This is a genomic window from Parachryseolinea silvisoli, assembly GCF_021190955.1.
Taxonomy (GTDB): domain Bacteria; phylum Bacteroidota; class Bacteroidia; order Cytophagales; family Cyclobacteriaceae; genus Ohtaekwangia; species Ohtaekwangia silvisoli.
Genome location: NZ_JAIOAO010000001.1, coordinates 1,416,187 through 1,441,957 on the forward strand (window position 1 = coordinate 1,416,187; position 25,771 = coordinate 1,441,957).

Sequence of the window (25,771 nt, forward strand, 5' to 3'; positions counted from 1 at the left end):
CCGACGGTAGTTTTGATGCCATAAACAAAAACAATTCCGGTATATGAAAACGATCATCCGCACAGCGACTTTGTGGGGCGTGATATGCCTTGCGCATTTTTCACTGTTCGCCCAAAAAACTTCCCCTTCGTCCACAACAAAACCAACTAACACGATGAAAGAATATGTATTGATCATGCGGATCAACCCCGCACCCCTCGCTCCTGACGACCTGACCGACGTGCGTGCAAAGTGGAAAAAAATTGTCGACGACTGGACAGCCCGCGAAATTTTTGTTACCAGCAACCAGATCGTACAAGAGGGTGTCGTGGTGAGCGGTCGTGAAGGTACAGCGCGTCCGGGCTCTGTTGCCAGCGATGGTCTGCGCATTGTCAGCACCATCAACATCCGCGCCGCCTCGCTGGAGGAAGCCGCGGCGCTTGCCAGGATAGTTCCCTTACTTGAGTACGGTGGCACCGTAGAGATACGGGAAAAACTGAATTAACGAAGTACCGGGCGCGGGTTTGGTTGTTCGCTCCCGCGCCCACACTCACACTGGTTTTTTCCGTACTTTGCGGAAAACCTATTGTATGAAATATCCAGGATTATGCATTTTACTGTTGAGCTTCGTAATCGTACTCCCGCCGACCGCACAGGCGCAGGAGAACTGGGGCTCGTATGTACACGCCGTGCCCGTAAAGGCCTATGCCGGCAAGAAGTTCCGTGTACAGGTTTCAGCGCTGATTGAAGGCGTAGAGGATGACGCCAGCGCCGCCCTGTGGGCCCGGGTATACCGCACCAACGATGAATACGGCTTCTTTAAGATTGACAACGATAACCCCATGCGTTCCCGCGAATGGAAATCGTATTTCCTCGAAGGCACCTTCGATCCCGACGCCGACACACTGATGGCCGGCCTGATCGTACAATACAATGGCACCTTTTACTTCGACGATTTCCAGATATCGGTAGAGTCCGGCCGTAACAAGTGGCGCACCATTTATCAAAACGACTTCGAAGGAAAAGCCCCCCTCTTAAAACCCGGTATCGGTGAAGCCAAGCAGGGTATCAACACCCTGTACAGCCAGGCGGTGACTCCCACGCAGGGACGCAAAGGCCACCAGGCAATTGTTGTCACAGGCAAAGATGTTCCAAACTATGGATCCAGTCCCACGGCTGGCAAATACGCCGATGTCAATGGCATTAAACTATACTACGAAGTGTACGGAACCGGCGCTCCGCTTGTCGTGCTACACGGCAACGGCGGCTCTATTGCCAATGCTGCGACGCATTATCCGGAGCTGATCAAAAAATACAAAGTCATCGCCGTCGACAGCCGGGCACACGGCAAATCCACCGACACCGACGCCCCCCTTACCTATGAACAGATGGCAGCCGATGTCAACGCGCTCCTGGACCAACTCCAGATCGACTCGACCTTTATTTGGGGGCAAAGCGACGGCGCCATTCTGGGCCTCATCCTGGCAATGGACTATCCGCGCAAAGTAAAACGCGTGCTGGCATACGGCTCCAACGTGCAACCTGATAGTTCCGCTATATTTTATTGGGGTATTCAGGCGATCGAAAAAAGCCTTCGCGAAGGAACAGGCCACGAAAAGAAACTGAACAAGCTGATGATTGATTATCCGCATATTCCATATGCGCGGTTGAAGACGATCCAGGCGCCCGTGCTGGTGATGGCCGGCGATCGGGATATAATCCGACCCGAGCATACGCTGAAGATATTTCAGTCTATTCCGAAATCACAACTTTGTATTCTACCGGGCAGCACGCATGGCGGGTCGTGGGAGAAGCGTGAGCTGTTCTTGGATTTATTGAACACATTCTTCCTGGAGCCATTTACAATGCCGGATACGAAGAGTTGGTTTTAAATACTAAAATTATTTAAAAAAAGGGGCCCATCTTCACGTAAAGACGGGCCCCTTTTTTAAATAAGGGTCACGTCATTCTTTCAAGAAGGTATACGTAAACGTCTCACCCCCATACACAACCCGGAGTATATGCAGCCCCGGCCGTAAGCGCTGAACATCGATCGACGTCTCACTTCCCGCTGCTTGCTGCGACAACCTCAAAATCCCCGTGGCATCCCGAATTGTAATCGCCGCATCTTCCGGCACGCCCTTTACCTTCAGCACCGTCGTTGCCGGATTCGGAAACACCTGAATCAACGACTGCCCCGCCGCTTCCTGACGCAAAGCGCTACCGGCATTTAACGTCGTAGCATGATCCACCAGCTTGACGTAGTCATGCGTGAGCTGATACCCCGTACTGCTGGCATTCTTCCCGGCCACTGTAAAACGTATCTTCTGCTGCCCGGTATAAAACGTGAGATTAGCAACCAGGACTTCCTTATACACTGTGGTGGCGCTGTAGAGATCGAAGACGGTTCCATACGCAGCACCATCCTTGTAAACCTGGCAAGTCCCCTGATCAGGCCCCGCGCGGAAGCCCAGGTATACATCATAGTTTTTCATGCCAGTATGGGCGTATGTATACTCTACAAAGTCGCCCACACCATCGGCCGATACACGTACCAGGTTGCCACCACTGGCTTGCGCCTGGGCGACGACCGTGTTCGAAGCACCACTGGACCAACGGCTTGTCGTCTCCGCTTCGTAGCGCGTCGACACCTGACCCACCGGCGTAAATTCGATATAATTGAGATTAAAACTACCACCGGCAATTTCCAATCGCAATACTTTATTGCTGCCGCCGGCTATACTGATGTTGTTCAACGCAAGCGTCTCCCACGTTTCCCAGGCACCGGTGTTGTTCGGCGTGACGGTGCCCAGCGTTACGCCATCCAGCTTTACCGTAATGTTTTTGCCGGCATTGCTGCTGGCGCTGGCTGAACGTATACCGATATTGTAGCTGCCGGCAGCGACCGAGCCAATGGTATATTCCAGCCACTCTCCGTTTATAGTATAGCCTACGACATAGCCGCCGCCGATATCGGTCGTGGTACCGAGGTCTACGTCGGTGCTGCGGTAGCTATTCCCATTGTTGCCAAGGTCGGAGTCGTGGTAGGCTACGTCCTGGGCGCCGATGTCAAAATCTTCGGTTTGAATGCGGCCAGGTATGGTGTGCGTAGCGTACGGCGTTTGTGTGCCGATGCCGCCCGCACCGCCGGGTTGGTTGTGGTTTTGTAATTCAAAAAGCCAGTTCTGCATAAAGCGTCCCTGATTCTCACCCGACATCAGGTTCCAGTTCCAGTCAAAGTATTGAGGCTTCCAGAAGTTGTCGAAGATCCATCCTTGCCAGCTGATCCAGGGGTGAGCGTCGATATAATTCCGAAAGGGTGTACCCCAGCCGCCGGTCGTACCAAACGTCACGCCGTCGGAATAGTTGGGATCCTGGTTCCAGCCAAACTCCGTCAGCATCACGGGGATGGTATTGGCCGCATTGCCAAACTTGGTGTTCAGGTTCGTCGCCGTGGCCGCACCCTGATTGGGATAAATGTGGTATACATAGACCAGGTTGCCACCGGTGAGTGGATTGGTCACGGCGCTGTTTACACGTGTGCTCCACTGCGGACTGCCTACCAGGATGAGGTTGTTCGGGGCCACTGCGCGAATGCTGTCGATCACGGGCTGGATATAGTTTTTCCACGACGTCCAGTTGTCGGGGTTGACCGGCTCGTTGAAGATCTCGAAGATCACGTTTGGGGTATTGGCATAGCGCGGCGCCACGTACTTCCAGAAGTCCATCACAAATTGTTGCTTCACACCACCCGAACCGTTGACATCGTAATTGCTGACCAGGTGCAGGTCGACAATAACATATTGGTTGAGGGCGATCGCTTGCTGCACATACGGGTCGATGTGCGTGGCAAAGCTGGTAGCGGGGTCTTTTACCTTGGCCGTGGTGACGGGCAGTCGCAACACACGCGAATACCAACCCCGGCTGCCATCGGCCTGCCAGGCGATCATTTCGCTCAGGGGTTTGTTGTTGCAGGTGGTGCACTCGTTGTGGTGCTCGCTCGGTAATACGGATACGCCCCGCAACGTGACGGGGTTTCCGGCCGGGTCTTTGATCTGGTTGCCGTCGACGTGCAGCCAGGGCTTTTGCGCCTGGGCGCTTACTACGCTTGCCATCAGGGCAAGCGCAAACAGGCATGCATGAAGTGTGTACAGTCGTCTGGTCATCGTACTGAATATTTAGTGAAACAAAGAGTGTTGGTAGCGCCGGGCAACGCGTCTATAAGCGGCCGCGGCGACTCATTAAAAGTAAGGCAGGGCGCGACCGCGGCGGGGAGAAAAACCGGTATTAAAGGTGGAAAAACCTTCCAATTTACCTCGCTATTGCATTTCCAGGGAAGTAGGGACAGACTGACCTATGTTGCGGTACGCAGAGGGCAACACACCAAACTGTTTCTTAAAGGCTTTGCTGAAATACTTCGCATCCGCAAAACCCACCTGCGTGGCGACCTCGTGCACGGCATACTGTTCTGTTGCCAGTAATTGCACCGCACGCTTCATGCGGATGTCACGAATGAACTGGTTGCCCGACACCCCCAACAGGCTTTGCAATTTGCGGTACAAATTGGTCTGGCTGAGGGCGAGCTCGCGGCAGAATTTCTCAATATCGAAGTCGGGGTTGTCGATGTGTCGCTCGACAACCGCCACCGCTCTTTGCAGGAAGTCGTCGTCGAGCGTAGCGGGTGCTGTCGGGTTGGTGATGAAGTCGCGGTAATATCTGCGCTTTTGATTCTCGCGCAACGTGAGAATGTTGACGAGCTTCGCCAGCAGTACGTGCGGTTGAAAGGGTTTGACAATGTAGTCGTCCGCCAGGGCCTCGCGGAAGGCCCTGAGCTGCAGGGCTTCGTCGCCACGGGCTGTGAGCAGCACGACGGGGATATGGCTCGTCAGTATATCGTGCTTGATGCGCGTACACAACGTGACACCGTCCATGACCGGCATCATGACGTCGGTAAGGATGATGTCGGGTAGCAGGTTACGCGCCTGCACCAGACCTTCCTCGCCATGGTGAGCCTCCTCCACCTGGAAGGCATTTTCAAAATGCAGGCGGATAAACCGACGAATGTCTGGATTGTCTTCTACGACCAGTAGCACGGGAAGCGTTCCGGCAGGAGCACCCGGTATGGCAGTCAATAGGCCTTCCGGGGTGATCGTTGCCTCGGACGGCTCCACGAGACGATCTTGCGGGGCATATTCGTGCCGGTCAAACGCTGCCGCGTCGACCGGTAGCCATACCGCGAAGGTTGTACAATTGTCACCCGTGTTGGCGAGTACGATATCGCCCTTGTGCAAGCGCGCCAACTGGCGCGCCAGGGAAAGCCCGAGGCCGGTACCCGGTGTACTATGCTCGTCATGCTCGATGCGGAAGAAGGGGTCGAAGATCTTTTCACGATAACTTTCGGGTATCGCGCGGCCGCTATTGGTTATAGCGATGTGCGCGTAGGACTGGCGTTTCCGGGTGCCTCGGGGGTCGGTATCATGTAACCGTAACGTCAGCGTAATATGTCCCTGATCGGGTGTATGTTTGAAAGCGTTGGAGAGTACGTTGAGCAAGATCTTCTCCAGTTTGTCGGCATCGAAGTAATATTCTTCGTGCGCCGGCGCCGTCACGGTAAATTGGATGTTGCGTTTCTCCGAATCGAATTGAAATGTCTCGCAAAGGCTGCGGACAAATGCCCCGAGATCGCCCTTTGTGACCGCCAGCTTCATAAAACCCGCGTCGAGCTTATAGATGTGCATCAACTGATTAATCAGCTTGAGCAGGCGCTGACTATTCTTCTGCACCAACTGCAACATCTGGTGATTACGCGAGCCTTCTTCTGTCGACGCCATCACCTGGCTGAGCGGTCCCAGCATGAGTGTGAGCGGCGTACGAAACTCGTGCGAGATGTTGGCATAAAAGCGCAACTTGATCTGATCCATCTCCAACTGATTACGGACACGCAGGCGCTGGATCACGATCAGGCGCAGCGCGAAGATCGCTCCTGCCAGGAGCAATACATATACCGCACGCGCCCACCACGTTTGCCAAAACGGTGGCGTAATGATGATGCGCAGGGAGCTGCCCTCCGTATTCCAGACGCCATCGCTGTTGGTGGCTTTTATATGCAGGGTATACTCGCCCGGATCCAGGTTGGTATAGGTAGCCTTGCGTTGCGTGCCGGTCTCATTCCAGACTTTATCAAAGCCTTCCAGCGTATAGGCGTATTGATTTTTACCCGGTGCGGTATAGTCGAGGGCAACAAATTCAAACGAGAAGACGGACTGATCGTACGACAGCGTCACCACCTGAGCTTCCGGCAAGGGTTGTGCCAGGGGGGCATCCTTCTCACGAAAGCTGACGGGTTTGTTAAAGACCTGCAACTCGGTGAAATACACCGGGGGATGCACAGGACTATCGGTCAGGCTATCGGGGTGAAAATAACTGAGTCCATTGATACCACCGAAGTACAGCCTGCCGGCGGGGTTCTTCCACGACGACTGCCGATTGAAAGCATTGTGTTGTGTACCCTCGGCTATTTCATAATTGCGAAAGGTTTTAGTGTCAGGATCAAACCGGGAGATGCCCTTGTTGGTGCCTAGCCACAGACGGCCGTGGTGATCCTCCTCGATCGACTGCACCACATCGTTGGCCAATCCGTCGCGGGTAGTATAATTTTCAAACTGACCGGTATCACGATCCAGGCGGTTAAGCCCACCTTGCGTACCCACCCACAAGTTACCACGCGCATCCTCATAGATCACATTGACAATGTTGTTGCCCATGCTGCCATGGTGCGGGCGACTATCAGCAAAGTGTGTGAAGTCATCGGTCACGCGGTTGTAGCGGTTAAGGCCACCTCCTTCGGTGCCAATCCAAAGATCGCCGCGACGATCCTGGTAGATCGCAAAGATCAGCGTGTGGCTGATGCTTTTGTCGTTGCCCGCTTCGGGCAGATATTGTTTCCACGCGTTTATGCGCGGATCATATACTACCAGGCCCTCGCCCCAGGTGCCCATCCAAATCTTACCCGTGATAGCGTCCTCGCCGATTACAGCAACGTGTTTGACATCGACGGTAAAGGGCGGCGTGTAGAAAGTGCGTGAGTCCGTGCGGAGCACAGAAGCCTTTCCGTAAAAGCACCCAGCCCACAGTTGACCGGCATGATCTTCAAACAAGCACAAGGGGTAGTTGCTGCCGATGCTTTGTTTGTCATCCGGGCGGTGGCGCAGGTGGGTGACCTGTTGATGCCGATCGTAGACGGTCAGGCCGTCGCCGTCGGTACCGAGGTATAGCGTTTCACGTGGGTCTTCGTACACCGAAAGGATATTACCGGCGGGCAAATGGTGAAAGCGTGGTGGCGTGCTGTTGTAGTAATTTACACCACCACTAAAAGTACCTACCCAAATGTCGCCCTGACGGTCGCGGTAGAGCGTATAGATGGAGCCGTTATTGAGGTCTTCGGGGTTAGGGCCTTCGTGGATATAATGCAGGTTATGACGATTTGTATCGAGTATATTAATACCTCCGTTCTGCGTGCCTACCCATAAGTTGCCGCGCGTGTCTTCCACGATAGATAAGACATCATTGTTGTTGAGGCCTGCTGTCGACGTGGTAGCGCGAATGGCGACGAAGGTATTCGTGCGACGGTCATAGCGGTTAAGTCCACCTTCGGTGGTGCCGATCCAAAGGTCTTGCCGCCGGTCTAAGTAGAGTTTCTTGAGCTTATCGGAGGTGAGGATGTGCACATACCGTTCGAAGATGCCTGTCGCGGGGTCAAGTTTATTCAGGCCGGCATTCCACGTCGCAACCCACAGTGAACCACCTGGGTCTTCCAATATATCTTCGATCTGGTCACTACTAATGGAGCGGCCGTTGCGCGGATCATGGCGGTACGTATAGAAAGTATTTTGTTCGGGATCAAAGCGGTTGAGCCCGCCACCACCGGTACCGATCCAGAGCCGTTGGTGCCTGTCTTGCGTAATGGCCCGTATATTACTCGAACTGATGCCCGCGGGGTTTTGCGGATCGGGTAAGAACCGGGTGAAGTCGTCGGTAGTACGGTTATATAGATTCAGTCCTTCGTCGGTGCCGATCCACAGACGATGCTGATTGTCCTCATACAGCGCGCGAATATAATTGTGCGAAAGGCTGCGCGGGTTGGCGGGATCGTGGCGGTAGACAGTGATCGTATGGCCATCGTAATGATTGAGGCCGTCGCGCGTACCGAACCACATAAACCCCTTGTGGTCTTGTAAGATGCAGGTGACGTTGCTTTGCGAAAGCCCTTCGCTGCGCCCGATGTGACGGAAGTGATACGATTGCTGCGCCCAACCCCACGCCGGTAACAGCAGGTAAAACAAGGCCAGGAGCCTGGAAATCGGTTTACGGTAACACAGCACGGCAAGATCGGTTTAACTGGAATCGCGGTCCGTGGAATTACGGGAATTTACAGGAGAAATACCAGTTTCAATCGTTTGAAATGCCGCTAACCGATACCAGCGGCTCAGGTGGCGCCTACGCGATTGGAATAAAAAGCCCGATTAACGATTTTCCAACCACGCCAAAAATCCACTGGTCTTCTCTTTCCCAATCAACAGCTTATCCGGCGTAGGCACAGCCAGTTTCACAAACAGCTTCCGCGCAAAGTAGTGCTCCACTTCTTTAATAGCGCTAAAGTTCACCAAGTACTGCCGGTTAAGCCGATAAAACTGATTCGCCGAAAGCGACGCCTGCAGCTGATCCAACGACTGATCAATTGTAAACTCTTGACCTTGAAAGGTAACGATGGTCGACAGCTCGTTGCGGATGTAAAGGAAGGCGATCTGATCCGTCTGGACCGTGGTATATTTGTTACTCTTAAATACCAGGAAACTTTTCTTTCCTTCGTCTACGCCGATCTTTTTCAGCAGGCCTTCGAGGTCGAGCTGGCCGTGTTGTTGAAAGAAGTTGCGGAAGCTTTCTACCTTCTCGAAGGCCAGTTGGAGGTCCTGACGGGAGAAGGGTTTCAGAAGGTAGTCGATGCCGTTGGCTTTGATGGCGTCCATGGTATATTCGCCGAAGGCAGTACAAAAGACGACGGGGCATTGTACGCGCACGGCTTTGAAGATCTCGAAGCACAACCCATCGGCCAGCTGAATGTCCATGAAGATCAATTCAGGTTGGGAATTGTGTGTGAGGTAGTCGATAGCGCGCTCGACGCTCTGCAGCTGCCCCACAACAACAGCGTTGGGCCGCAGTGCAGTGATGAGCGCTGCCAGCGACTTGGCCGCTTTGAGCTCGTCTTCAACGATGAGGATTTTCATGCACGACAGGAAGTTTGATTCGGAAAGTAGTATCGGTAGCCTGGATCTCTATCTTTTGATTTAACAGGTGCATATACCGCTGATTGATATTTTCCAGGCCTACGCCCGTAGACGACTCGGGTGCACGCTTGCGCTGCAAGCCGTTTTCGACGACCAGCCAATCCCCCTCCGAGTAGACGCTAATCTGCAAGGGCTTGTCCAGTGACACGACGTTGTGTTTGATACAGTTCTCCACCAGCAATTGGAGTGTGAACGGCGGCACGAGCGAGGCCCGGTGCTCATCGGCAATACGCATCTCCAGGTCTATTCCTTCTTCAAAGCGGGCTTTGAGCAGGAACATATAGGCCTGCAATATTTCCAATTCTTCGGACAGGCGAATGAGATCCAGTTTCCGGTTCTCTAAGGTAAAGCGATAGAAATCCGACAGCTTCAGGATAAAGTCGCCGGCATGCTGGTCGCCGGTTTCGACCATATACTTTAATGTATTCAGGCTGTTGAACAGGAAGTGCGGGTTTACCTGCTGGCGCAACAACTCGTACTGAGCACCAAGGTTGTCCATTTTAATGCGCTCCAACTCGGTACCTACTTGCTGGTTCTGGTAACTTTGCTGCACCATGTGCAGGAACATATAGAAGGTCAGGTTGACCAGGATGCCACGGATTTCGATCATCAGCATCATGGAGCCAAAGTGCAGGTGCGACAATAAATATTGCTGTGCACATGCGAGCAGGAACATCACCACCATGCCCACTCCCAGGCTTTTGATCAACCGCATAGCAGAGAAGCCGTGGGCCACGTCGCTCGACGTGTACGCCGGCATGGTCGCGATGTTGTAATACCATATAAAGATGGCAAACAGGGCCGTGATGACGGCGTTGATCAGCGCCTCGTAGGGATTAAAATGATGCTCGGCAAACTTGGGCACCGACGTCAGTATACCCAGGCAGATGGAGCTGAGCCAGATAACTTTGTGCGATATCTTAAAAGACTTTGTATTCATTCGGATGGTTGTACCTGCGGTGCCGTAGGCCCGGACCTGCAAATATTTGCTAAAAATACCGTACAGAGCACCATTATTCAACATGCGCGGGGCCGGATCCGGCAATATCAACGGCGAATCCGGCGTGGATTACCGCCAACCGGACAGGTCTGGAGCAGGCCAGCTTGCCGCAGGTCGTTGTCTAACTCACCCCCCGATTTGCCTACCCCACGGGAATTCTATCAACCTGGGCAGCGCCGGCGCGTTCTCTTTGCAGCACCAACGCAATAAGCGACGGTAACAGAACCAAAAAAATACAATTTAACTTATACACTTTATGGAAACCATTAAACATTATTCACTCTCTTCGGGTATCACCCCCATTGAAAACGTACTCTATACCGGCAAGACCCACACCACTGGCGGCCGTGACGGTGCAGCACACAGCGACGACGGTCACCTGGACATTAAACTGTCACCTCCCGGCAGCAAAGGCCTGGGCACAAACCCCGAGCAGTTATTCGCCGCCGGCTGGTCCGCTTGTTTTATCGGTGCCATCGGCCACGCCGCCCGTACCCTGCACATCGCCTTACCAAAAGACGTTGCCGTCGACGCAGAAGTAGACCTCGGCACCGCCAACAATGCATTCTTCCTGCAAGCACGATTATACGTAAGCCTGCCCGGCCTGGAAACAGAAACTGCCGTACAACTGATCGAAGCTGCTCACCAAACATGTCCTTACTCTAAAGCTACACGCGGCAACATCGCCGTAACCATCGAATTAGTATAACGGACGCCGAAAAGTATATTAACCATCACAAACCTGCTACCATGATCCGTCACGCAATATTCCTTGGACTTTTGTTAAGCCTATCTTTGACCACGCTCGCCCAAACCGACCTCAAACCCGGCCACTGGCGCGCCACACTGCAACGCAAAGACGGCCGCACCATACCGTTCCTATTCGAAGTCGTTCGCCAATCAAACAAAACCAGCCTCTACATTGTAAACGGCACCGAGCGCATCAAAACCGAAGACCCGGTATTCACGCAAGACTCGGTGGTCATCCGAATGCCGGTGTTTGAGTCGTACTTCAAAGCCCGTGTAACACAACGCGAGAGCCTACGCGGCGTTTGGGTGTCAGGGAGTGCGACGGGAGAAACGACGATGCCGTTTACGGCATCAGCCGGCGGCAGTCGCTTTCCCGTAGCCACGGCAGCACTGCGTCCAGCCCAGGGGAAATGGAAGATCGAGTTCACCCGTGCCAACCAAACAAAACGTCACGCTATCGGCGACTTCACGCAACAGGGCAATGCCCTGGCTGGTTCGGTGCTAACACCTTCAGCCGACTATCGCTACCTCGACGGTGTTGTCTCCGGCGACTCGCTGTTCCTCTCGACCTTCGACGGCAGTCACGCGTTACTGCTGCGCGCCAAGATCAACTCTGACCACATGGCCGGTGTGTTTTACAACGGTGACGCTGTTGCCGAAACCTGGCTGGCGGTAAAAGATGCCAACGTAGCGCTTACGCCACACGTGACCACTGTCAAGAAAGGCAATGACGGCAAGCTGGCCTTCAGCTTCCGGGACCTGGACGGTAACACGGTATCGCTGCCCAGCAACCGCTTCAAAGGTAAAGTAGTGATCGTCCAGATCATAGGCTCGTGGTGCCCGAACTGTATGGACGAGATGGCGTTCTTAAGCGACTACTACAAACGCAACCGCGATCGCGGTGTCGAGATCGTAGCCCTTGCGTATGAGCTAAGCACCGACCCGGTCCGCTCACAAAAGAGCCTGCGTAAGTTCCAAACAAAGTTTGATGTACAATACCCGCTGCTGATCACCGGCGCTACTGCGAACGACCCGCAACGCACACAAAAAACATTACCCCAATTAACCGACCTGAAGACATTTCCCACCACCATCATGCTCGACAAAAACGGCGTGGTGCGCGACATTCAAACTTCTTTCTACGGTCCCGGCGCGGGCGAATACCACACCCGGTATAAAGCAACCTTTGAAGCCGCCATCAACGCGTTGCTAAACGAGACGCTGTAATTCCGTTCCCATGAAACGCATCACCCGCTCACGTTCTAAAACCCTGCTCCTGGCAGGTCCGTTGATAGCGGTTACAATCCTCCTGCTGCAATTCACCACGCCGGAGATTGTCAACCCACCGGTTACCGGCCCGTTCGCCGGCCCCGATTCTGTCACGACTATCTTTCAACATGCCTGCTACGATTGTCATTCCAACGAAAGCAACGTCCGCTGGTACGACAAGATCGCCCCGATATCCTGGAAGGTGGCCGCCGATGTTGCCGAAGCCCGCGCACACCTCAACTTTTCGCAGTGGGACAGTCTCTCCCACGGCGAGCAGCTCAGTAAACTGTGGTATATCGTCAACATGGTCGACCAGGGCCGCATGCCGCTGCCAAGCTATACAGCGGTACACCCCTCGGCCCGCGTAACCGATGAGGAGATCAATACGCTTAAACGCTATGTGACTGCATTGACCAGTCAGCCGAAACCGGCCGTGATAAAGCCGGTAGCGCATACTACTGCCACACGCTCCGCGAAGTCAGCCGCGCCAACATCAATCAATGGCATTGCCTACTTTGACGACTACAAAAGCTGGAAAGTGATTGCGTCTACTAACCGGTTCGACAACGGCACCATGCGATTGATCTATGGCAACGACATTGCCGTCAAGGCCCTCGAAAAGAATGCCATTAATCCGTGGCCGGACGGTGCGAAGATTGTGAAGGTCGTATGGGATAAGCAGCCGGTGGACAGCGTTGGAAATGTACATGCGGGCAAGTTTAACAACGTGCAGCTAATGATTCACGACAGCAAGAAATTCCGGGAAACCGGCGGCTGGGGCTTTGCACGGTTCAACACACCGCAACTGATTCCGTATGGCAGGGCGATGACGTTCGCGGTCGAGTGTTACGAGTGCCACAAGCTGGCGTCTTCGAATGGTTTTGTGTTCGACATTCCTACGAAAGAATAATCCGGATATAGTATGCGATATTTACTAAAGATGAGAACTATACTTTTTCTTTTTCCCTTCCTTTTGTTACAGGCATGCAACTCTTCGGACAGGCCGGTGTTGGCCCCCGAAGCTATTTATGCGGAACCCGGTATGGCGATTATTACCACATTATTTAATACAGAGGCACAGACAACGTCAGTGCTGTATGGCAATGCGCTGGCGGTGGCTGCTGCACACGATGCTGTAGGAGTACATCAGCCAGGGGAAGAGTACCGGTTAGTGACCTGGCGACAAAAAGGAAACCCGCTGTGGTTTGGTGGAAATATCAATGATAGTATTCAAGTGGTGGAACGCGTACGTGCGGTAGCTCTCGGCAGCGCGGTGGATATGCGGTATGATGTGGTAATGGGGAATATGACCGAAGCTTTCGAGAAACGGGTACAATTCATTCTGACATTGAGGGGACTAGAATTTCCGTCAGTAGAACAAAACTGACATAGCACGCTTGCGGCGTGAGGCGGCCGTCCAAGACTGCAACCATTACAGCCTTGGACTGGCGCGATCACCCTTGCCTATGGTGCAGCAATCTCTAACACACGACGCCCCTCAATCTCGCCTTTCTTCATATCGTCAAAGATCGTATTGATATCCTCCAATCGCGACGCATCCACCGTAGCTTTAACTTTTCCTTCGATCGCGAACTCAAGCGCCTCCTGCAAGTCCTTACGCGTACCTACAATGGAGCCCCGAATGGTATGACGGTTCAGGACGGTTTGGAAGATAGGAAGCTCGAAGCTGCCTGGCGGCAGGCCGTTGAGCGCCAGCGTGCCCTTGCGGCGCATAACAGACAGCCCTTGCTTGAAAGCTATGGTTGACACCGCGGTTACCAGCACGCCATGTACGCCGCCTTGCGTTTCCTTTTTGATATATTCGCCAGGGTCCTGCTGACGCGCATTGACAACGATGTCCGCACCTAGCTTTTTCGCCAGCGACAGCTTGTCATCTGCTATATCGATCGCAGCAACGTGCATGCCCATAGCCTTGGCGTACTGTACGGCGACGTGGCCCAGTCCTCCGATGCCCGAAATAGCCACCCATTGTCCGGGTTTAACTTCAGTCTCTTTTAGTCCTTTGTATACTGTTACTCCCGCACACAGGATGGGCGCCATCTCGGTAAAATTAATCCCCGCAGGCAGGTGCCCCACATACCGGGCATCTGCCACCACGTATTCGGCATAGCTTCCGTCAACACTATAACCTCCATTCTGCTGACTTTCACATAACGTTTCCCAGCCGGTAATACAATGTTCACAGTGACCGCAGGCGCTGTAGAGCCAGGGCACGCCGACAATGTCTCCTTCCTTTATATAGTCGACGCCCTCTCCTACCGCGGCGACGTACCCTAATCCTTCGTGACCCGGTATAAGCGGCAGCTTGGGCTTAACCGGCCAGTCGCCACTGGCGGCATGCAGATCCGTATGACACACGCCGCTGGTGATGATCTTTACCAGGATCTCATTTCTACCGGGACGTTTCACCGGCATTTCTTCGATGGTAAGGGGTTGGCCGAATTCCCGTACGACGGCGGCCTTCATTTTGTTTGGTAGCATAGACAATAGCAGTTAAATTACTCGTAGCTCGTACGTCGAGCGCGTGATGCTAAAGTAACGCCTGTTGAAAACAACAGGCTTGCGAATCGTCAGTACGCGGAATGACTTTAATCAGGATATCCCCTCATCACTACACCAAATCCTCACGAATACACCTTCAAGATCCTCCCGTTCACTGCGCCCTCCACACTCAAAACATAAGCATTCACCAACTTGTCCATCGGCACCAAATTATACCCAGGAAAGAATGCCCCATACCGCTCGCGGCTATCCTCCACCAACCCGGGGCTCACGACATTCACCCGTCGCTCCTCTGTCATTTCCTGCGCAGCACCCAATACAAAACTATTCACCGCCCCATTGATCATCGCCACACATGTGCCATTGCGCGCCGGGTGTTGGGCAGCAATGCCTGACGTGAGTGTAAACGAACCTCCTCTATTTAGATATTGCATACCTGTCAACACCAGGTCTACCTGTCCCAACAACTTCCCTTGAATGCCCGGCATCATCATCTCCGTTGTCATCGTAGCAAAGGGACCGTAATAGCCGGTGCCCGCGGTACAGATACAAGCATCGATTACGCCCACGCGCTCGAACATCGCGACGATAGAGGCATGCTGTGCGATATCCACGGATATCGCACCACTGTTTCTGCCGGCAACAACAACCTCGTGTCCACGTGCCCCAAAAGTGGTGACGACTTTTTTTCCGATGGTGCCACTACCACCGATCACTAAGATCTTCATGTGTTTTTTATACAAAGGTCGCGGTAGCGGTAGCAGCAGGGTTAGCCGTAATGGCTCATTCGATAACAATTTTGGCTCGCCAGGAAGCGGGGGTGGCGCCGTATTCGGTTTTAAAGAGGCGGATGAAGTACGAGGTGTTGTCAAAGCCACAGGCGTCGGCGACCGTGGCAATGGGCTGGTCAGTGTTTTCCAGCAGCATGCGGGCATGTTTCAGGCGCTGCTGATTGATCCATGTACGCGGCGCACACTGGTGACGTTGCTGGAAGTCGCGCTTAAACTTGGCGAGGCTGCAGTTGGAAAGCGCGGCCAGCTCAGCAATGGTAACGGGCTGGAGTAAGTATTGCTGGACGATGAAGTCGATATCGCCCGGCTCCTGGCTGGCGGCGGTATAAATAAACTCCTGCACTTTAGTGCCATGGGGACCGGACAACAACAGCAGTAAGATTTCCTGTTGTTTGAGTGGCAACAGCTGGTCCGCGTGAGCTGGACGTTGTTGGAAGAATTTATAGAAGCCTTCCTTAAAGCCGTCGATCCAGCCTGTGGCCGGAAAGACGACGCAATGATCGTTGGTAGGCGTATAACCTTTGCGTCCGTGATGGGTGAAGCCTTGCAGTAATTTAGTAGAGAGGAATAACATCATGGCTTCAAAGTCCACGCCTTCTTCAATATACTCTGCCATGACATAAATGCCTTTTCGCAGCAGCACCACATCGCCCGGCGAGGCGGTAACGGTTTGATCCGGCAAGTGCAGCAGCTTCATACCTTTAAGCACAAAGATCAGCGTATGCTCCGTCATGAGCACCGTGCGCTGGCCGGGCTTGCGTTCACGCTTCAGCTTGGCAAACACCTCGTGCTTTCCCGTCAGGAAGGAATTATCCTGGGCAGCTTCGGCCGGCGTCGGTGGAAAGCGATACAGCATCGGGGCAAAGGTCGGAATATTTTGGCCAAGTTACCGACCATTGCCTACAGAAAGCGGGGAGATCGTTCGTGGAATCTACCAATCTAGCACCTGATAACCAATACTTTACAACAATAACCAGTTATCCGACCCATCACATTCTACAAACATGAAACATATCAATTACTTTCACGTTTGTAGAACAAGCATGGCACAAACATCTCCGCCCAAATGGCCCAACCGCTTCCTGGAGTGGTACTGCAATCCCGCCCTGCTGGAAGAAATCCAGGGCGATGCCTATGAAATGTATTTCCGCACGCGGAAGATGCACAGCCGTACGCTGGCGAACCTCCAGTTTACCTGGAACGTCCTCCGCTTCTTCCGCTGGTCTAATATTAAACGTTCACGAACCTCTTCCCCCTCCTCGCTTATGATGCTACACAATTACTTCTCGGTATTTAAACGGGGCTTCATTAAACAAAAAGGATATTCCTTCCTCAACATTTTCGGATTGGGGATTGGGATTGCTTGCTTTATCCTGATCAGCCTCTATATCCGCGACGAGTATAGTTTTGATCGGATGCACAGCAAGGCGGATCGCATCTATCGCATACATGAGATTTTCGAGTCGGACGGCATTGGGGAGCGCTCAGCGAGTCAGCCATTTCCTGTGGGCGAAGCGTTGTTGAACGACTACGGTGCACAGATCGAGCAAGCCGTGCGTTTCTACAACTTTCAAGCCCCCACACTAGCCGTGGCGACGATCGACGACAAAAACAAAAAAGAATTTAACGAAACGCGATTATTTTTTACGGAACCTTCCTTCTTTGATGTCTTCGACTTTCCATTGGTCAAAGGTAATCGTAATACGGCCCTAGACGATACGCACACCATGGTGCTGACCGAAAGCGCGGCGCGCAAATATTTCGGAGATGAAGACCCCGTTGGAAAGTATCTGAAATTCCAGGGCAACACCAACCTGCTAATCACCGGCGTACTAAAAGATATCCCACCCAACACGCACTTCCAATTCGATTTCCTCGTATCCTTTGAAACGCTCAAGTCATTTTACGAGGGACACTTGCCCCAGAGCTGGTATTGGAATCCGTGCTGGACGTACCTGCTCTTAAAAGACCCCGGTTCCGTACACACGCTGCATGCTGCGATGCCGGCCTTTGTACAAAAATATTTCCCCGACATGGTGCGTAACGACGTTACGATGGAATTCATGGCGCTGCCAGACATTCACCTGCACTCGCACATGGACTATGAGATCCAGCCCAATAGCCGCGAGTCTACCATCTATATCTTCGGTTCCATTGCCGTGTTTGTATTGCTAATCGCCTGTATCAACTTCATTAACCTCAGTACGGCACGCGCAGCGAAGCGCGCCAAAGAAGTGGGCATGCGTAAAACGCTGGGCAGTCCACGCGGCCAATTGGTCACGCAGTTCCTGATGGAATCGATCTTGTTGTGTTTGTTGGGAGCTATGTTCGCCGTGGTACTGGTCGTTATTGCGCTGCCCTTCTTTAATGCCTTTGCCGAAAAAGCAATTCCCACGCACACGCTGCTGGAGTCCTTCTATCTGGCGTTGTTCTTGGGTCTGCCGCTGGGCGTCGGCATACTGGCCGGCCTGTACCCGGCCGTGGTATTATCATCGTTTTTACCGATCACCGCGCTGAAGGCCAACGTAAGCCGGGAGAAGGGTGCTATATTTCGCAAGGCACTGGTAACTTTACAATTTACATTGTCGATCATGCTGCTGATCGGCACCGGTGTAGCGATTGATCAACTCAACATGCTGCAAAAAAGTGACACCGGCTTTGCACGCGAGAATGTGATCATGGTACCCGTCATGCTCACGCCTGTCGCCGAAAAGTATGAAGCCCTGCGCACCGAGTTCCGTCGAAACGCGAATGTCATCAGTGTTACTGCGATGGAAGAAATACTCGGCTCTAAACATCAGGTGGGTAATTTTATATTCGAGGGGATGCCCGAGTCTAAACCGTTTCCCCGGATGAATGTGCGGCACGACTTTCTTAAAACATTCGATATACCCATCGTCGCAGGCCGCGACTATTCGGAAGAGGTCGGCACCGACGACACGCTCTCATTGCTGGTCAACGAGACGCTGGTGAAACAAATGGGATGGGGCTCCAACGAAGCAGCTGTCGGCAAGAAATTCGGAACCCGCCCCAACCGTACCATCATTGGCGTGGTAAAAGATTTCAACTTTGCTTCGCGGCATCAGTCCATCCGCCCCCTGGTCATGGACCTGAATCTCAACAGCAAGGCGTTTGAGATCTTTATGAAATACATGGCCGTACGCATCACCGGCAACGATGTCCCAGGGACCATTGCCTCCCTGGAACAACAATGGAAAGCCCAAATACCCGGCTGGCCGTTCGAGTATTTCTTTCTCGACAACAACCTGGAAAAATTATACCACGCCGAAAGCAAAATGAGCACGATTACGCTGATCTTTTCAGGCCTCTCGATGCTCGTAGCGTGCCTGGGTTTGTTTGGCTTGTCCACCTTTACCGCCGAGCAGCGTAAAAAAGAAATGAGCATCCGCAAGGTCATGGGCAGCTCCAACACACAGATTTTCCTGCTGTTCTCAAAGCGGTTCTTCAGTCTCATCTTGCTGGCCAACGTCCTGGCATTTCCCCTGGCGTGGTTCCTGCTGAAGCAATGGCTGGCAGGATTTGCCTACCAGGTAAACATTGATTTTAGTCTATTTGTATTGGCCGGAGGCGCGGCGGCAGCGATTGCCTTTGTCACCATCGGCTACCAGGCCTGGCGTGCCGCGCACAGCAACCCGGCCGAAGTATTAAAGAATGAATAAGCCCTGAAGTTTATACGATCATGAAAGGAACCTACATCGGCGAACTCGAAGAACTGATCCTCCTAACCGTCGGCATCCTCTACAAGCAAGCCTACGGCGTAGCCGTCATGGACGAGATCGAACGCCAAACCGGCCGCAGCCTCAACATCAGCGCCGTCCATGCCGTCCTCAAACGCCTTGAAGAAAAAGGTCTCGTCACTTCCCAAATGAGCGACCCCACCCAGGAACGCGGTGGCCGGAGGAAACGCATCTTCTTTCTGACCGCCACCGGCAAAAGGGAACTGGAAGAAGCGAATGCACTGCGAAACCAGTTGTTTAATCAGATTCCGAAAGTAGCGCTGCAGTTTAAACTGGCGTAGCGTCAAGGATTAACTCAACTTAAAATGAATCGGCAGCACAAACTTAGTTTTTACCGGCTTCCCCCGAAACACGGCAGGCTCCCAGGCGCTTAACTTCTCCATCCGCTTGACCGTCTTTTCTTCAAAATTATAGCCGGTATTGTTCAGCGGCTTAAACTCTGTCAGCTTTCCGGTTTTGTCGACCACGAATTGTATGTATATACGCGCTTCCCTTCGGTTAATCTGCGCTGCGCCCGGATATTTGATATATTTTGTCAGCTCTTGTACAAACCTCTGGTAACCGCCCTCCGGCATCGCTGCCTTATCATAGGTGCCATAGATCGTGTCTTTCTCGGCAAGCCTCACAGTATATTGCTCAGACAACACGCTGTCAGCATAGTATTCGTACACGTTGCATTCGGCCAATTGCTGGGTATAGATACCATTGCCATTCGTTAACACGGGTGTACCCGCATCATCCCAAATTTGCCCATAAAACATTTTCGCGTCATGCGAAATGATCCTCCTATACAGCTTGCCACCGTTATAAACGTCAATGTCGCACCGCATACTTTTAAATTCCTCTTTGAACTTGTACGGATTACAATCACCCTTCACAAACTCGACCATTTTGAGGGCCAGATCCGGATGCTCACCCACATTGACACGTCCCTTTGCAAGGACTGTATCACGGCGCATGTCGATGAAAACCACCGCTGCCCCATCCTTCTCCAGCGTCCGGGAATACGTTGTCGGCTTTTCCGAAACTGCCTGAAAAAATTTATCATAATAGATCGTTTGCTGTGCAGAAACAGCACAAGACCACGGCATCAACGCCAAAAAGAAGATTTTTTTATACATCATCATAGAGTAATTTTTCAAAGATAGAACTTTACTAAAACATCGGTAGTGGCGCTATGGTCGACTGAATATCTTTTGCGAGATGCTATACACCTCTTCCGCATTGTTCGCATGATAATAGCGTCCACCCGTAAGTCTGGCCATTGTTTTAAAGTCGGTATCGGTAAAGGTATCCTCTATATATATTGGGATTTCCTTGCTCATCCCGCCCAAGGGGAACAAGTCCCCGGGTGCCAATGCCGCGGAATCTTCCGATTTTTTCTGTCCATAGACCGATACCATTGACAACACGCTTAGAAAGAGCAGAAAACAACGTCTCATAGCCGCTAAGATCGCAAAAAAAATATATTTCCATCCCTGTGACCAACAGAAAAATCCGGAGTATATTGTTACCATACCCTACCCATTACACCTATGCTCAAAAACTACTTCGTTGCCGCTATCCGCAACCTGTACAAAAACAAGGGGTTTTCCATTATCAATATTCTGGGACTCTCCATTGGCCTGGCCTCGTTTATGGTGATCGCGCTCTATGTATACCACGAGAGCAGCTTTGACCGCTATCACAAGAATGCAAACCGCATTTACCGCATCGTTGAGAACTTAAAGACCGAAAATGAACTGTTATTCCAGGCCGCGAGCTCGCCGCCGATGGGACCGGCCATGCAACGTGATTTTCCGGAAGTAGAGTCCTATGTGCGATTTGTGGGCGGTGACATGGTGGTACGACGCGGCGATGTGGTTTTTATAGAATCTACATGCCTCCTTGCTGACTCTACGGTCTTTCAGGTATTTAGCTGGCCATTGATTGCCGGCGATGCACGCACCGCGCTCACGGAACCAAAGAGTGTAGTATTAACCCGTGAGACTGCTATACGTTACTTCGGGAACGATGATCCCATCGGCCAAACATTGGACGTAGACGGCGACATGTGTAAAGTCACGGGTGTGATGGAAGATGTACCGGAAAACTCGCATTTTCCATTCACCTTGCTGATGTCGTTTAGCACGTGGAGTATCGATAATAAAGGCGCCGAACGCACTGCCTGGTTCTGGAACAGTTTTAACACCTATCTTTTATTGCGCGAAGGTGCCGACGTCACCGGCCTGCGCGCCAAGATGAAAGACTTCATCGACCGCAACGTCGAAAAGGGCGCCATGTATTATGAAGACCTCCCGTTGCAGGCGCTAACCGACATCTATATGAAAGAAACCCCTCGCTCGTGGGAAAGAGGCAAACGCGGCAGCCTAAGCAACCTGTATATCCTCTCGTTCATCGGGCTGTTTATTCTGCTGATTGCCTGCTTCAATTATGTAAACCTGGCCACGGCGCGTGCGTCAAGGCGGTTGAAAGAAGTAGGACTACGCAAAGTCTTGGGAGCTCATCGCCGCTCACTGATCGCACAATTTCTCAGCGAGTCCCTGATTGTGAGCTTGCTTGCCACCGTCCTGGGCGTGGGCATCGGTTGGGCAGCGCTGCCGTTATTCAATACCCTGCTGGATACCACACTGAGCCTGTCCATGGTACCGACGTATTATATTGTTGGAGGTCTCGCTGCGTTGACCGTATTGCTGGGTATTGTTTCGGGCATATATCCGGCGTTGATCATTTCGGGGTTCTCGCCGCTGGAAATCTTTCGCCCTTCGCTGCGCGGTTTCTTCAGCCACCAGTTTTTCCGCCGCGTGCTGGTATCGGTACAGTTTGTCATTTCAATTACGCTGATCGCGGGTACGTTGCTGGTGTTTAGTCAGCTCGAGCTGGTCCGTACCCGCAGCCTGGGCTTTCACAAGGATGCCACGTTGCTGGTGCGCCTGAATGGCAACAATGACGTACGCGAACGCATAGACGTCGTAAAAGATCAGTTTTCGAAACTTCCCGGCGTTGTTTCGGTTACCGCGTCCAACCGCGTTCCAGGTGAAGCCACGACCAACCTGTTCGGACAATTGGAAACCAAAGAAGGGAACCTATCCCCTACCAACATCAACACCAACTTTATCGACCACGACTTCCTGCCGGCGTATGGTATACCGATGGTAACCGGTCGTAACTTCTCGCGCGACTTCCCGGCCGACGACACTATCGCGTTTATCGTCAACGAAACAGCCATGAAAGATTTTGGCTGGACCTTGCAGACTGCCCTTGGCAAACGGATCGAGCACAGTGGCAAGAAGGGCACGGTCATCGGCGTATGCAAAGACTTTCACTACCGCTCCTTACACCAAACCATCGAGCCATTGCTGCTCACCCTGCGACGCCAGGCATATAACACGATCTCCCTGAAGGTCCAGTCGGAAAATACCCCGGCGCTGGTATCGGACGTCGAGAAATTGTGGAAGCAGATCGCACCCGCCTATCCATTCACTTACTCCTTCCTGGAGGAAGACTATAATAACTTATACCAGGCAGATGCACAGCTGGGAAAAGTAGCCGGCGTATTTAGTGGCCTGGCTATCTTTGTAGGCTGCCTGGGCTTGTTTGGCCTGACATCATTTGCCGTCGCCCGCCGTGTGAAAGAAATGAGCATCCGCAAAGTGTTGGGCGCCTCTGTGAGCCAAATCATCCTGATCCTCTCGCGCGAATTTATTGCACTGATTGCGATTGCCTTTGCAGTCTCCATCCCGATCACGTATTATCTGGTATCACGTTGGCTCATCAACTTCACCGAGCGCATCGATATAGGTCCCATGAGCTTTATTATCGCCGGCGTATCGGTATTGGCGTTAGCTTGGTGTACGGTAAGCTTTCTCTCCTTCCGCGCAGCCACCGCTAATCCCAGCGACGCGTTGCGACAGGAGTAGATCTGTGGGCCAGAGGGTGCCGTGTTACGTTGAAGACCGGTGCGGCATCCTTTTTTCAAAAAGTCCGAATAGTAGTATATTTCCAGAATTCCGGAAATATATTCCCGGATTCCCCAACATATGGATCCTACGCTGCCGGTCATTCAATCGTATGTGCCCACCGGGCCGCTGAAGGAGCTTGTATATGCTATCCTATACGTGCGCGGGCTGGGCACCGGATTGGCGTTGCAGCGGGTGTATCAAAATATTATTATTAACGTAGGCGGCAATTTCCACACCTCCAGTCCCTTTGAAGACGACACACCGACAGAGAACAAGGCAACGGTTTGGATCAACGGAAAGCATGAGACGCCATTCTATCTCGGCCACAACGGCACACCAGAGTTTTATATTCTGGCGGTAAAACAGGGCATGCTTCCATTTTTCACCTCCGTGCCCGTCCGTGACACAAACGAAACGGCACTACCGGCAGAAGTGTGGGGCCCGACATCAATCATCGCGTTGCAGCAAGAACTGCAAATGTCTAATGACGTGGCCTCCAACTTTGCCGCCATCGAACGCCATTTTACACATGAAGTCCCAGAGCCCTCCGCCGGGGTGCTAAAAAAAATAGCCTTTCTGGCAGACGCGCTGCCGACCCATACAGTAACACAACTATGCCATGTCACCGGCTATACCCGAAAACGCCTTTGGCAGGAAGTATTAAAACACTTTGGCTCGTCGATAAAGGAAATGCAAGGCATTATCCGGTTTGACAATCATCTAAAGGCCATATCAGAAAATACCCAAAAAAACTTCAGCGCACTGCATACTTTCTACGACCAGGCACATTTCATTCATGACTTCAAAAGCCGCACACGGCTAACGCCTAACCAATATCGGCTACTGTGTAACCACTATACCCAAATCCGCCGTCACCCGAATTTTATTCCAATTAACAAGGAAACATTTTTACAATTTTACTATACGGGGGTGCTTTAGCTTTGCCTGAACAAAAAACACTGTCATGCAAAAATTACTCTTAACCTTCTTTTTTCTTTATACTATGAGCACAGCCATCTCCTCCACCGCACAAAGTTTCGAAGGCGTCTGGATTCCCGTCAAACAAGAGCTGAACGGACAACCCTTGCCGGCGGATCCCCAGAGCAAACTCACGATACAGGGTGGCACGTATACCTTTGAAACCGCACATGCCACCGACCAGGGCGAAGCAACCTACGGCGATGGAAAAATGGACATTTATAGCCGCGAAGGCGCGAACAAAGGAAAACATTTTAAAGCCATCTATACGTTGGAGGAAAACCAGTTAACCGTTTGCTACAACCTTGCCGGCGACCGTTACCCCGAAAACTTTGAAACACAAGGCAATGCGCTGTTTTTCTTGTGCGTGTTTCAGCGACAACAGTAAAATTCGCTATTTTGCCACATGCTCGAAAATGTTGTATTTGTTCTCAGTTGCCTGGGTATCGTACAAGCGCTCTTCCTGTGTGCCTACCTCTTTTCCCTGCGCGACAAAAGAGGCAATATCTTCCTGGCATGGCTACTGGTGGCACTGATCCTTCTAACCAGCAAGTCCGTGATCGATAACTACGCCTGGCTACCGTCATGGCTACGCGTACTGGGTATTTCCGGCAAACTACTGGCAGGCCCATTCCTCTGGCTATACGGCCAGGCATTATTCGAGAAGAAAGATTTCGACCGTCGCGCGCATCTACACGTCATTCCCTTCGCGCTAGTCGCATTATTATGTTGGATCATCCCAAACGGCGCCGACCTGTTCTCCTACGCCATCGCAACGTTGATCTTTCTGCACCTGGCCCTATACCTCACCCTCTGCTGGCACTACATCGCCACACGTCTGCAAGACGCCCGGTTAAAGCCATGGTACCGGAACATCACGATCGGCGTCACCTGCATCTGGGCAGTCTATGCGGGAATCTTTACGGGCATTATTCCGGTCTATATCCTGGGTGCAGTATTCTTCTCCTTCCTGATCTATATTTTTTCGTTTCTCCTGTTAAAGCGACACGTCTTTGCATTAGAGAAATACAGCAGTTCGCCGATAAGCCAAGGCACGGCAAGGCAACTGCTGCAACAAGTGAAAGATCTATTTGAAACGCAGCAAGTATACCTCGAGAGCACCATTACGCTGAAGAGCATCGCCAACAGTTTGTCAACGAGTCCCCGCGAGCTGTCGCAGGTTATCAACGAGGGAGCACAGATGAACTTCTCAGAATTTGTAAATCACTACCGGATTGCAAAAGCGAAAGCACTCCTCACGGACCCGCAGTATGGGCAAGAAAAGATTGAGACCATTGCCTACGACTGCGGCTTTGGCACGGTGACCGCCTTCAACATAGCCTTCAAATCGACTACGCAAATGACGCCGTCGCAGTATCGCAAGTCAGTTTGATCACAAGACTGAAAGTTATTGGGG

General features: G+C 52.3%; 20 protein-coding genes. 12 read left to right on the top strand and 8 right to left on the bottom strand.

Features of this window, described 5'->3' with window-relative positions:
• The first annotated feature begins 154 nt into the window (after positions 1 to 154).
• Both K7P01_RS05925 and K7P01_RS05930 read left to right on the top strand, forming a co-directional pair.
• Entirely contained in the window at positions 155 to 484 is a 330-nt protein-coding gene (locus K7P01_RS05925; RefSeq protein WP_267290859.1) for a hypothetical protein, read from the top strand.
• Between the two features lie 85 nt (positions 485 to 569).
• The gene (locus tag K7P01_RS05930; RefSeq protein WP_267290861.1) at positions 570 to 1,871 is read left to right on the top strand and encodes an alpha/beta fold hydrolase; all 1,302 of its coding nucleotides are present in this window, start codon (positions 570 to 572) and stop codon (positions 1,869 to 1,871) included.
• 72 nt (positions 1,872 to 1,943) lie between these two features.
• Here K7P01_RS05930 and K7P01_RS05935 read toward each other — a convergent pair whose 3' ends face one another.
• The 4 genes from K7P01_RS05935 to K7P01_RS05950 all read right to left on the bottom strand — a co-directional run bounded on the left by K7P01_RS05935 (position 1,944) and on the right by K7P01_RS05950 (position 10,263).
• Positions 1,944 to 4,145, bottom strand: coding sequence for a cellulase family glycosylhydrolase (locus K7P01_RS05935; protein WP_267290863.1), 2,202 nt, complete (start codon positions 4,143 to 4,145; stop codon positions 1,944 to 1,946).
• A 153-nt stretch (positions 4,146 to 4,298) separates the two neighbouring features.
• On the bottom strand, positions 4,299 to 8,360 hold the full coding sequence (locus tag K7P01_RS05940; protein ID WP_267290865.1) for a two-component regulator propeller domain-containing protein: 4,062 nt from the start codon (positions 8,358 to 8,360) through the stop codon (positions 4,299 to 4,301).
• Positions 8,361 to 8,501: 141 nt separating this feature from the next.
• Positions 8,502 to 9,263 (bottom strand): LytR/AlgR family response regulator transcription factor, encoded by a 762-nt coding sequence (locus K7P01_RS05945; protein WP_267290867.1) that lies wholly within the window; start codon positions 9,261 to 9,263, stop codon positions 8,502 to 8,504.
• Positions 9,244 to 10,263: a sensor histidine kinase gene (locus K7P01_RS05950; RefSeq protein WP_267290869.1), complete on the bottom strand. Its 1,020-nt coding sequence runs from the start codon at positions 10,261 to 10,263 to the stop codon at positions 9,244 to 9,246. The genes K7P01_RS05945 and K7P01_RS05950 overlap by 20 nt, the downstream gene beginning before the upstream one ends.
• A 316-nt stretch (positions 10,264 to 10,579) precedes the next feature.
• On the opposite strand from K7P01_RS05950, the gene K7P01_RS05955 reads away from it, so the two are divergent.
• From K7P01_RS05955 to K7P01_RS05970, 4 genes are all read left to right on the top strand, one after another.
• On the top strand, positions 10,580 to 11,032 hold the full coding sequence (locus tag K7P01_RS05955) for an organic hydroperoxide resistance protein (protein WP_267290871.1): 453 nt from the start codon (positions 10,580 to 10,582) through the stop codon (positions 11,030 to 11,032).
• An 86-nt stretch (positions 11,033 to 11,118) separates the two neighbouring features.
• Positions 11,119 to 12,300 carry a peroxiredoxin family protein gene (locus K7P01_RS05960; protein WP_267290873.1) on the top strand — a complete coding sequence of 394 codons (1,182 nt, stop codon included), beginning with the start codon at positions 11,119 to 11,121 and terminating at the stop codon, positions 12,298 to 12,300.
• Positions 12,301 to 12,310: 10 nt separating this feature from the next.
• Positions 12,311 to 13,252: a heme-binding domain-containing protein gene (locus tag K7P01_RS05965; RefSeq protein WP_267290875.1), complete on the top strand. Its 942-nt coding sequence runs from the start codon at positions 12,311 to 12,313 to the stop codon at positions 13,250 to 13,252.
• 12 nt (positions 13,253 to 13,264) lie between these two features.
• Positions 13,265 to 13,729 carry a hypothetical protein gene (locus tag K7P01_RS05970; protein WP_267290877.1) on the top strand — a complete coding sequence of 155 codons (465 nt, stop codon included), beginning with the start codon at positions 13,265 to 13,267 and terminating at the stop codon, positions 13,727 to 13,729.
• Between the two features lie 77 nt (positions 13,730 to 13,806).
• Here K7P01_RS05970 and adhP read toward each other — a convergent pair whose 3' ends face one another.
• The 3 genes from adhP to K7P01_RS05985 all read right to left on the bottom strand — a co-directional run bounded on the left by adhP (position 13,807) and on the right by K7P01_RS05985 (position 16,512).
• Positions 13,807 to 14,844, bottom strand: a complete 1,038-nt coding sequence (gene adhP / locus K7P01_RS05975) for an alcohol dehydrogenase AdhP (RefSeq protein ID WP_267290879.1) — start codon at positions 14,842 to 14,844, stop codon at positions 13,807 to 13,809.
• Between the two features lie 143 nt (positions 14,845 to 14,987).
• A complete protein-coding gene (locus K7P01_RS05980; RefSeq protein ID WP_267290881.1) occupies positions 14,988 to 15,593 on the bottom strand; it encodes a short chain dehydrogenase in 606 nt (201 codons plus the stop codon).
• A 55-nt stretch (positions 15,594 to 15,648) separates the two neighbouring features.
• Complete coding sequence (locus tag K7P01_RS05985; protein WP_267290883.1) at positions 15,649 to 16,512, bottom strand: helix-turn-helix domain-containing protein; 864 nt, start codon at positions 16,510 to 16,512, stop codon at positions 15,649 to 15,651.
• Between the two features lie 187 nt (positions 16,513 to 16,699).
• Here K7P01_RS05985 and K7P01_RS05990 point away from each other — a divergent pair, with 187 nt between their 5' ends.
• On the top strand, positions 16,700 to 19,336 hold the full coding sequence (locus K7P01_RS05990) for an ABC transporter permease (protein ID WP_267290885.1): 2,637 nt from the start codon (positions 16,700 to 16,702) through the stop codon (positions 19,334 to 19,336).
• Positions 19,337 to 19,356: 20 nt separating this feature from the next.
• Positions 19,357 to 19,695 carry a PadR family transcriptional regulator gene (locus K7P01_RS05995; protein WP_267290887.1) on the top strand — a complete coding sequence of 113 codons (339 nt, stop codon included), beginning with the start codon at positions 19,357 to 19,359 and terminating at the stop codon, positions 19,693 to 19,695.
• A 9-nt stretch (positions 19,696 to 19,704) separates the two neighbouring features.
• Here K7P01_RS05995 and K7P01_RS06000 read toward each other — a convergent pair whose 3' ends face one another.
• A complete protein-coding gene (locus tag K7P01_RS06000) occupies positions 19,705 to 20,541 on the bottom strand; it encodes an energy transducer TonB (RefSeq protein ID WP_267290889.1) in 837 nt (278 codons plus the stop codon).
• 408 nt (positions 20,542 to 20,949) lie between these two features.
• Between K7P01_RS06000 and K7P01_RS06005 the strand changes: the two genes are divergently transcribed.
• The 4 genes from K7P01_RS06005 (at position 20,950) to K7P01_RS06020 (ending at position 25,747) form a co-directional block, all read left to right on the top strand.
• On the top strand, positions 20,950 to 23,334 hold the full coding sequence (locus K7P01_RS06005; protein WP_267290891.1) for an ABC transporter permease: 2,385 nt from the start codon (positions 20,950 to 20,952) through the stop codon (positions 23,332 to 23,334).
• Positions 23,335 to 23,454: 120 nt separating this feature from the next.
• Positions 23,455 to 24,315, top strand: a complete 861-nt coding sequence (locus tag K7P01_RS06010) for a helix-turn-helix domain-containing protein (RefSeq protein ID WP_267290893.1) — start codon at positions 23,455 to 23,457, stop codon at positions 24,313 to 24,315.
• A 25-nt stretch (positions 24,316 to 24,340) separates the two neighbouring features.
• Positions 24,341 to 24,742 (top strand): TIGR03067 domain-containing protein, encoded by a 402-nt coding sequence (locus K7P01_RS06015; RefSeq protein WP_267290895.1) that lies wholly within the window; start codon positions 24,341 to 24,343, stop codon positions 24,740 to 24,742.
• An 18-nt stretch (positions 24,743 to 24,760) separates the two neighbouring features.
• A complete protein-coding gene (locus K7P01_RS06020; RefSeq protein WP_267290897.1) occupies positions 24,761 to 25,747 on the top strand; it encodes a helix-turn-helix domain-containing protein in 987 nt (328 codons plus the stop codon).
• Positions 25,748 to 25,771 lie beyond the last annotated feature (24 nt).

What these genes read in the sequence shown, in the direction of transcription:
- K7P01_RS06005 (WP_267290891.1), top strand. Translation starts at nt 20,950, where the DNA reads ATGCTCAAAAACTACTTCGTTGCCGCTATCCGCAACCTGTACAAAAAC.
- K7P01_RS05955 (WP_267290871.1), top strand. Translation starts at nt 10,580, where the DNA reads ATGGAAACCATTAAACATTATTCACTCTCTTCGGGTATCACCCCCATT.
- K7P01_RS06015 (WP_267290895.1), top strand. Translation starts at nt 24,341, where the DNA reads ATGCAAAAATTACTCTTAACCTTCTTTTTTCTTTATACTATGAGCACA.
- K7P01_RS05995 (WP_267290887.1), top strand. Translation starts at nt 19,357, where the DNA reads ATGAAAGGAACCTACATCGGCGAACTCGAAGAACTGATCCTCCTAACC.
- adhP (WP_267290879.1), bottom strand. Translation starts at nt 14,844, where the DNA reads ATGCTACCAAACAAAATGAAGGCCGCCGTCGTACGGGAATTCGGCCAA.
- K7P01_RS06020 (WP_267290897.1), top strand. Translation starts at nt 24,761, where the DNA reads ATGCTCGAAAATGTTGTATTTGTTCTCAGTTGCCTGGGTATCGTACAA.
- K7P01_RS05945 (WP_267290867.1), bottom strand. Translation starts at nt 9,263, where the DNA reads ATGAAAATCCTCATCGTTGAAGACGAGCTCAAAGCGGCCAAGTCGCTG.
- K7P01_RS05935 (WP_267290863.1), bottom strand. Translation starts at nt 4,145, where the DNA reads ATGACCAGACGACTGTACACACTTCATGCATGCCTGTTTGCGCTTGCC.
- K7P01_RS06010 (WP_267290893.1), top strand. Translation starts at nt 23,455, where the DNA reads ATGGATCCTACGCTGCCGGTCATTCAATCGTATGTGCCCACCGGGCCG.
- K7P01_RS05965 (WP_267290875.1), top strand. Translation starts at nt 12,311, where the DNA reads ATGAAACGCATCACCCGCTCACGTTCTAAAACCCTGCTCCTGGCAGGT.
- K7P01_RS05980 (WP_267290881.1), bottom strand. Translation starts at nt 15,593, where the DNA reads ATGAAGATCTTAGTGATCGGTGGTAGTGGCACCATCGGAAAAAAAGTC.
- K7P01_RS05970 (WP_267290877.1), top strand. Translation starts at nt 13,265, where the DNA reads ATGCGATATTTACTAAAGATGAGAACTATACTTTTTCTTTTTCCCTTC.
- K7P01_RS05925 (WP_267290859.1), top strand. Translation starts at nt 155, where the DNA reads ATGAAAGAATATGTATTGATCATGCGGATCAACCCCGCACCCCTCGCT.
- K7P01_RS05990 (WP_267290885.1), top strand. Translation starts at nt 16,700, where the DNA reads ATGGCACAAACATCTCCGCCCAAATGGCCCAACCGCTTCCTGGAGTGG.
- K7P01_RS05985 (WP_267290883.1), bottom strand. Translation starts at nt 16,512, where the DNA reads ATGCTGTATCGCTTTCCACCGACGCCGGCCGAAGCTGCCCAGGATAAT.
- K7P01_RS06000 (WP_267290889.1), bottom strand. Translation starts at nt 20,541, where the DNA reads ATGATGATGTATAAAAAAATCTTCTTTTTGGCGTTGATGCCGTGGTCT.
- K7P01_RS05950 (WP_267290869.1), bottom strand. Translation starts at nt 10,263, where the DNA reads ATGAATACAAAGTCTTTTAAGATATCGCACAAAGTTATCTGGCTCAGC.
- K7P01_RS05930 (WP_267290861.1), top strand. Translation starts at nt 570, where the DNA reads ATGAAATATCCAGGATTATGCATTTTACTGTTGAGCTTCGTAATCGTA.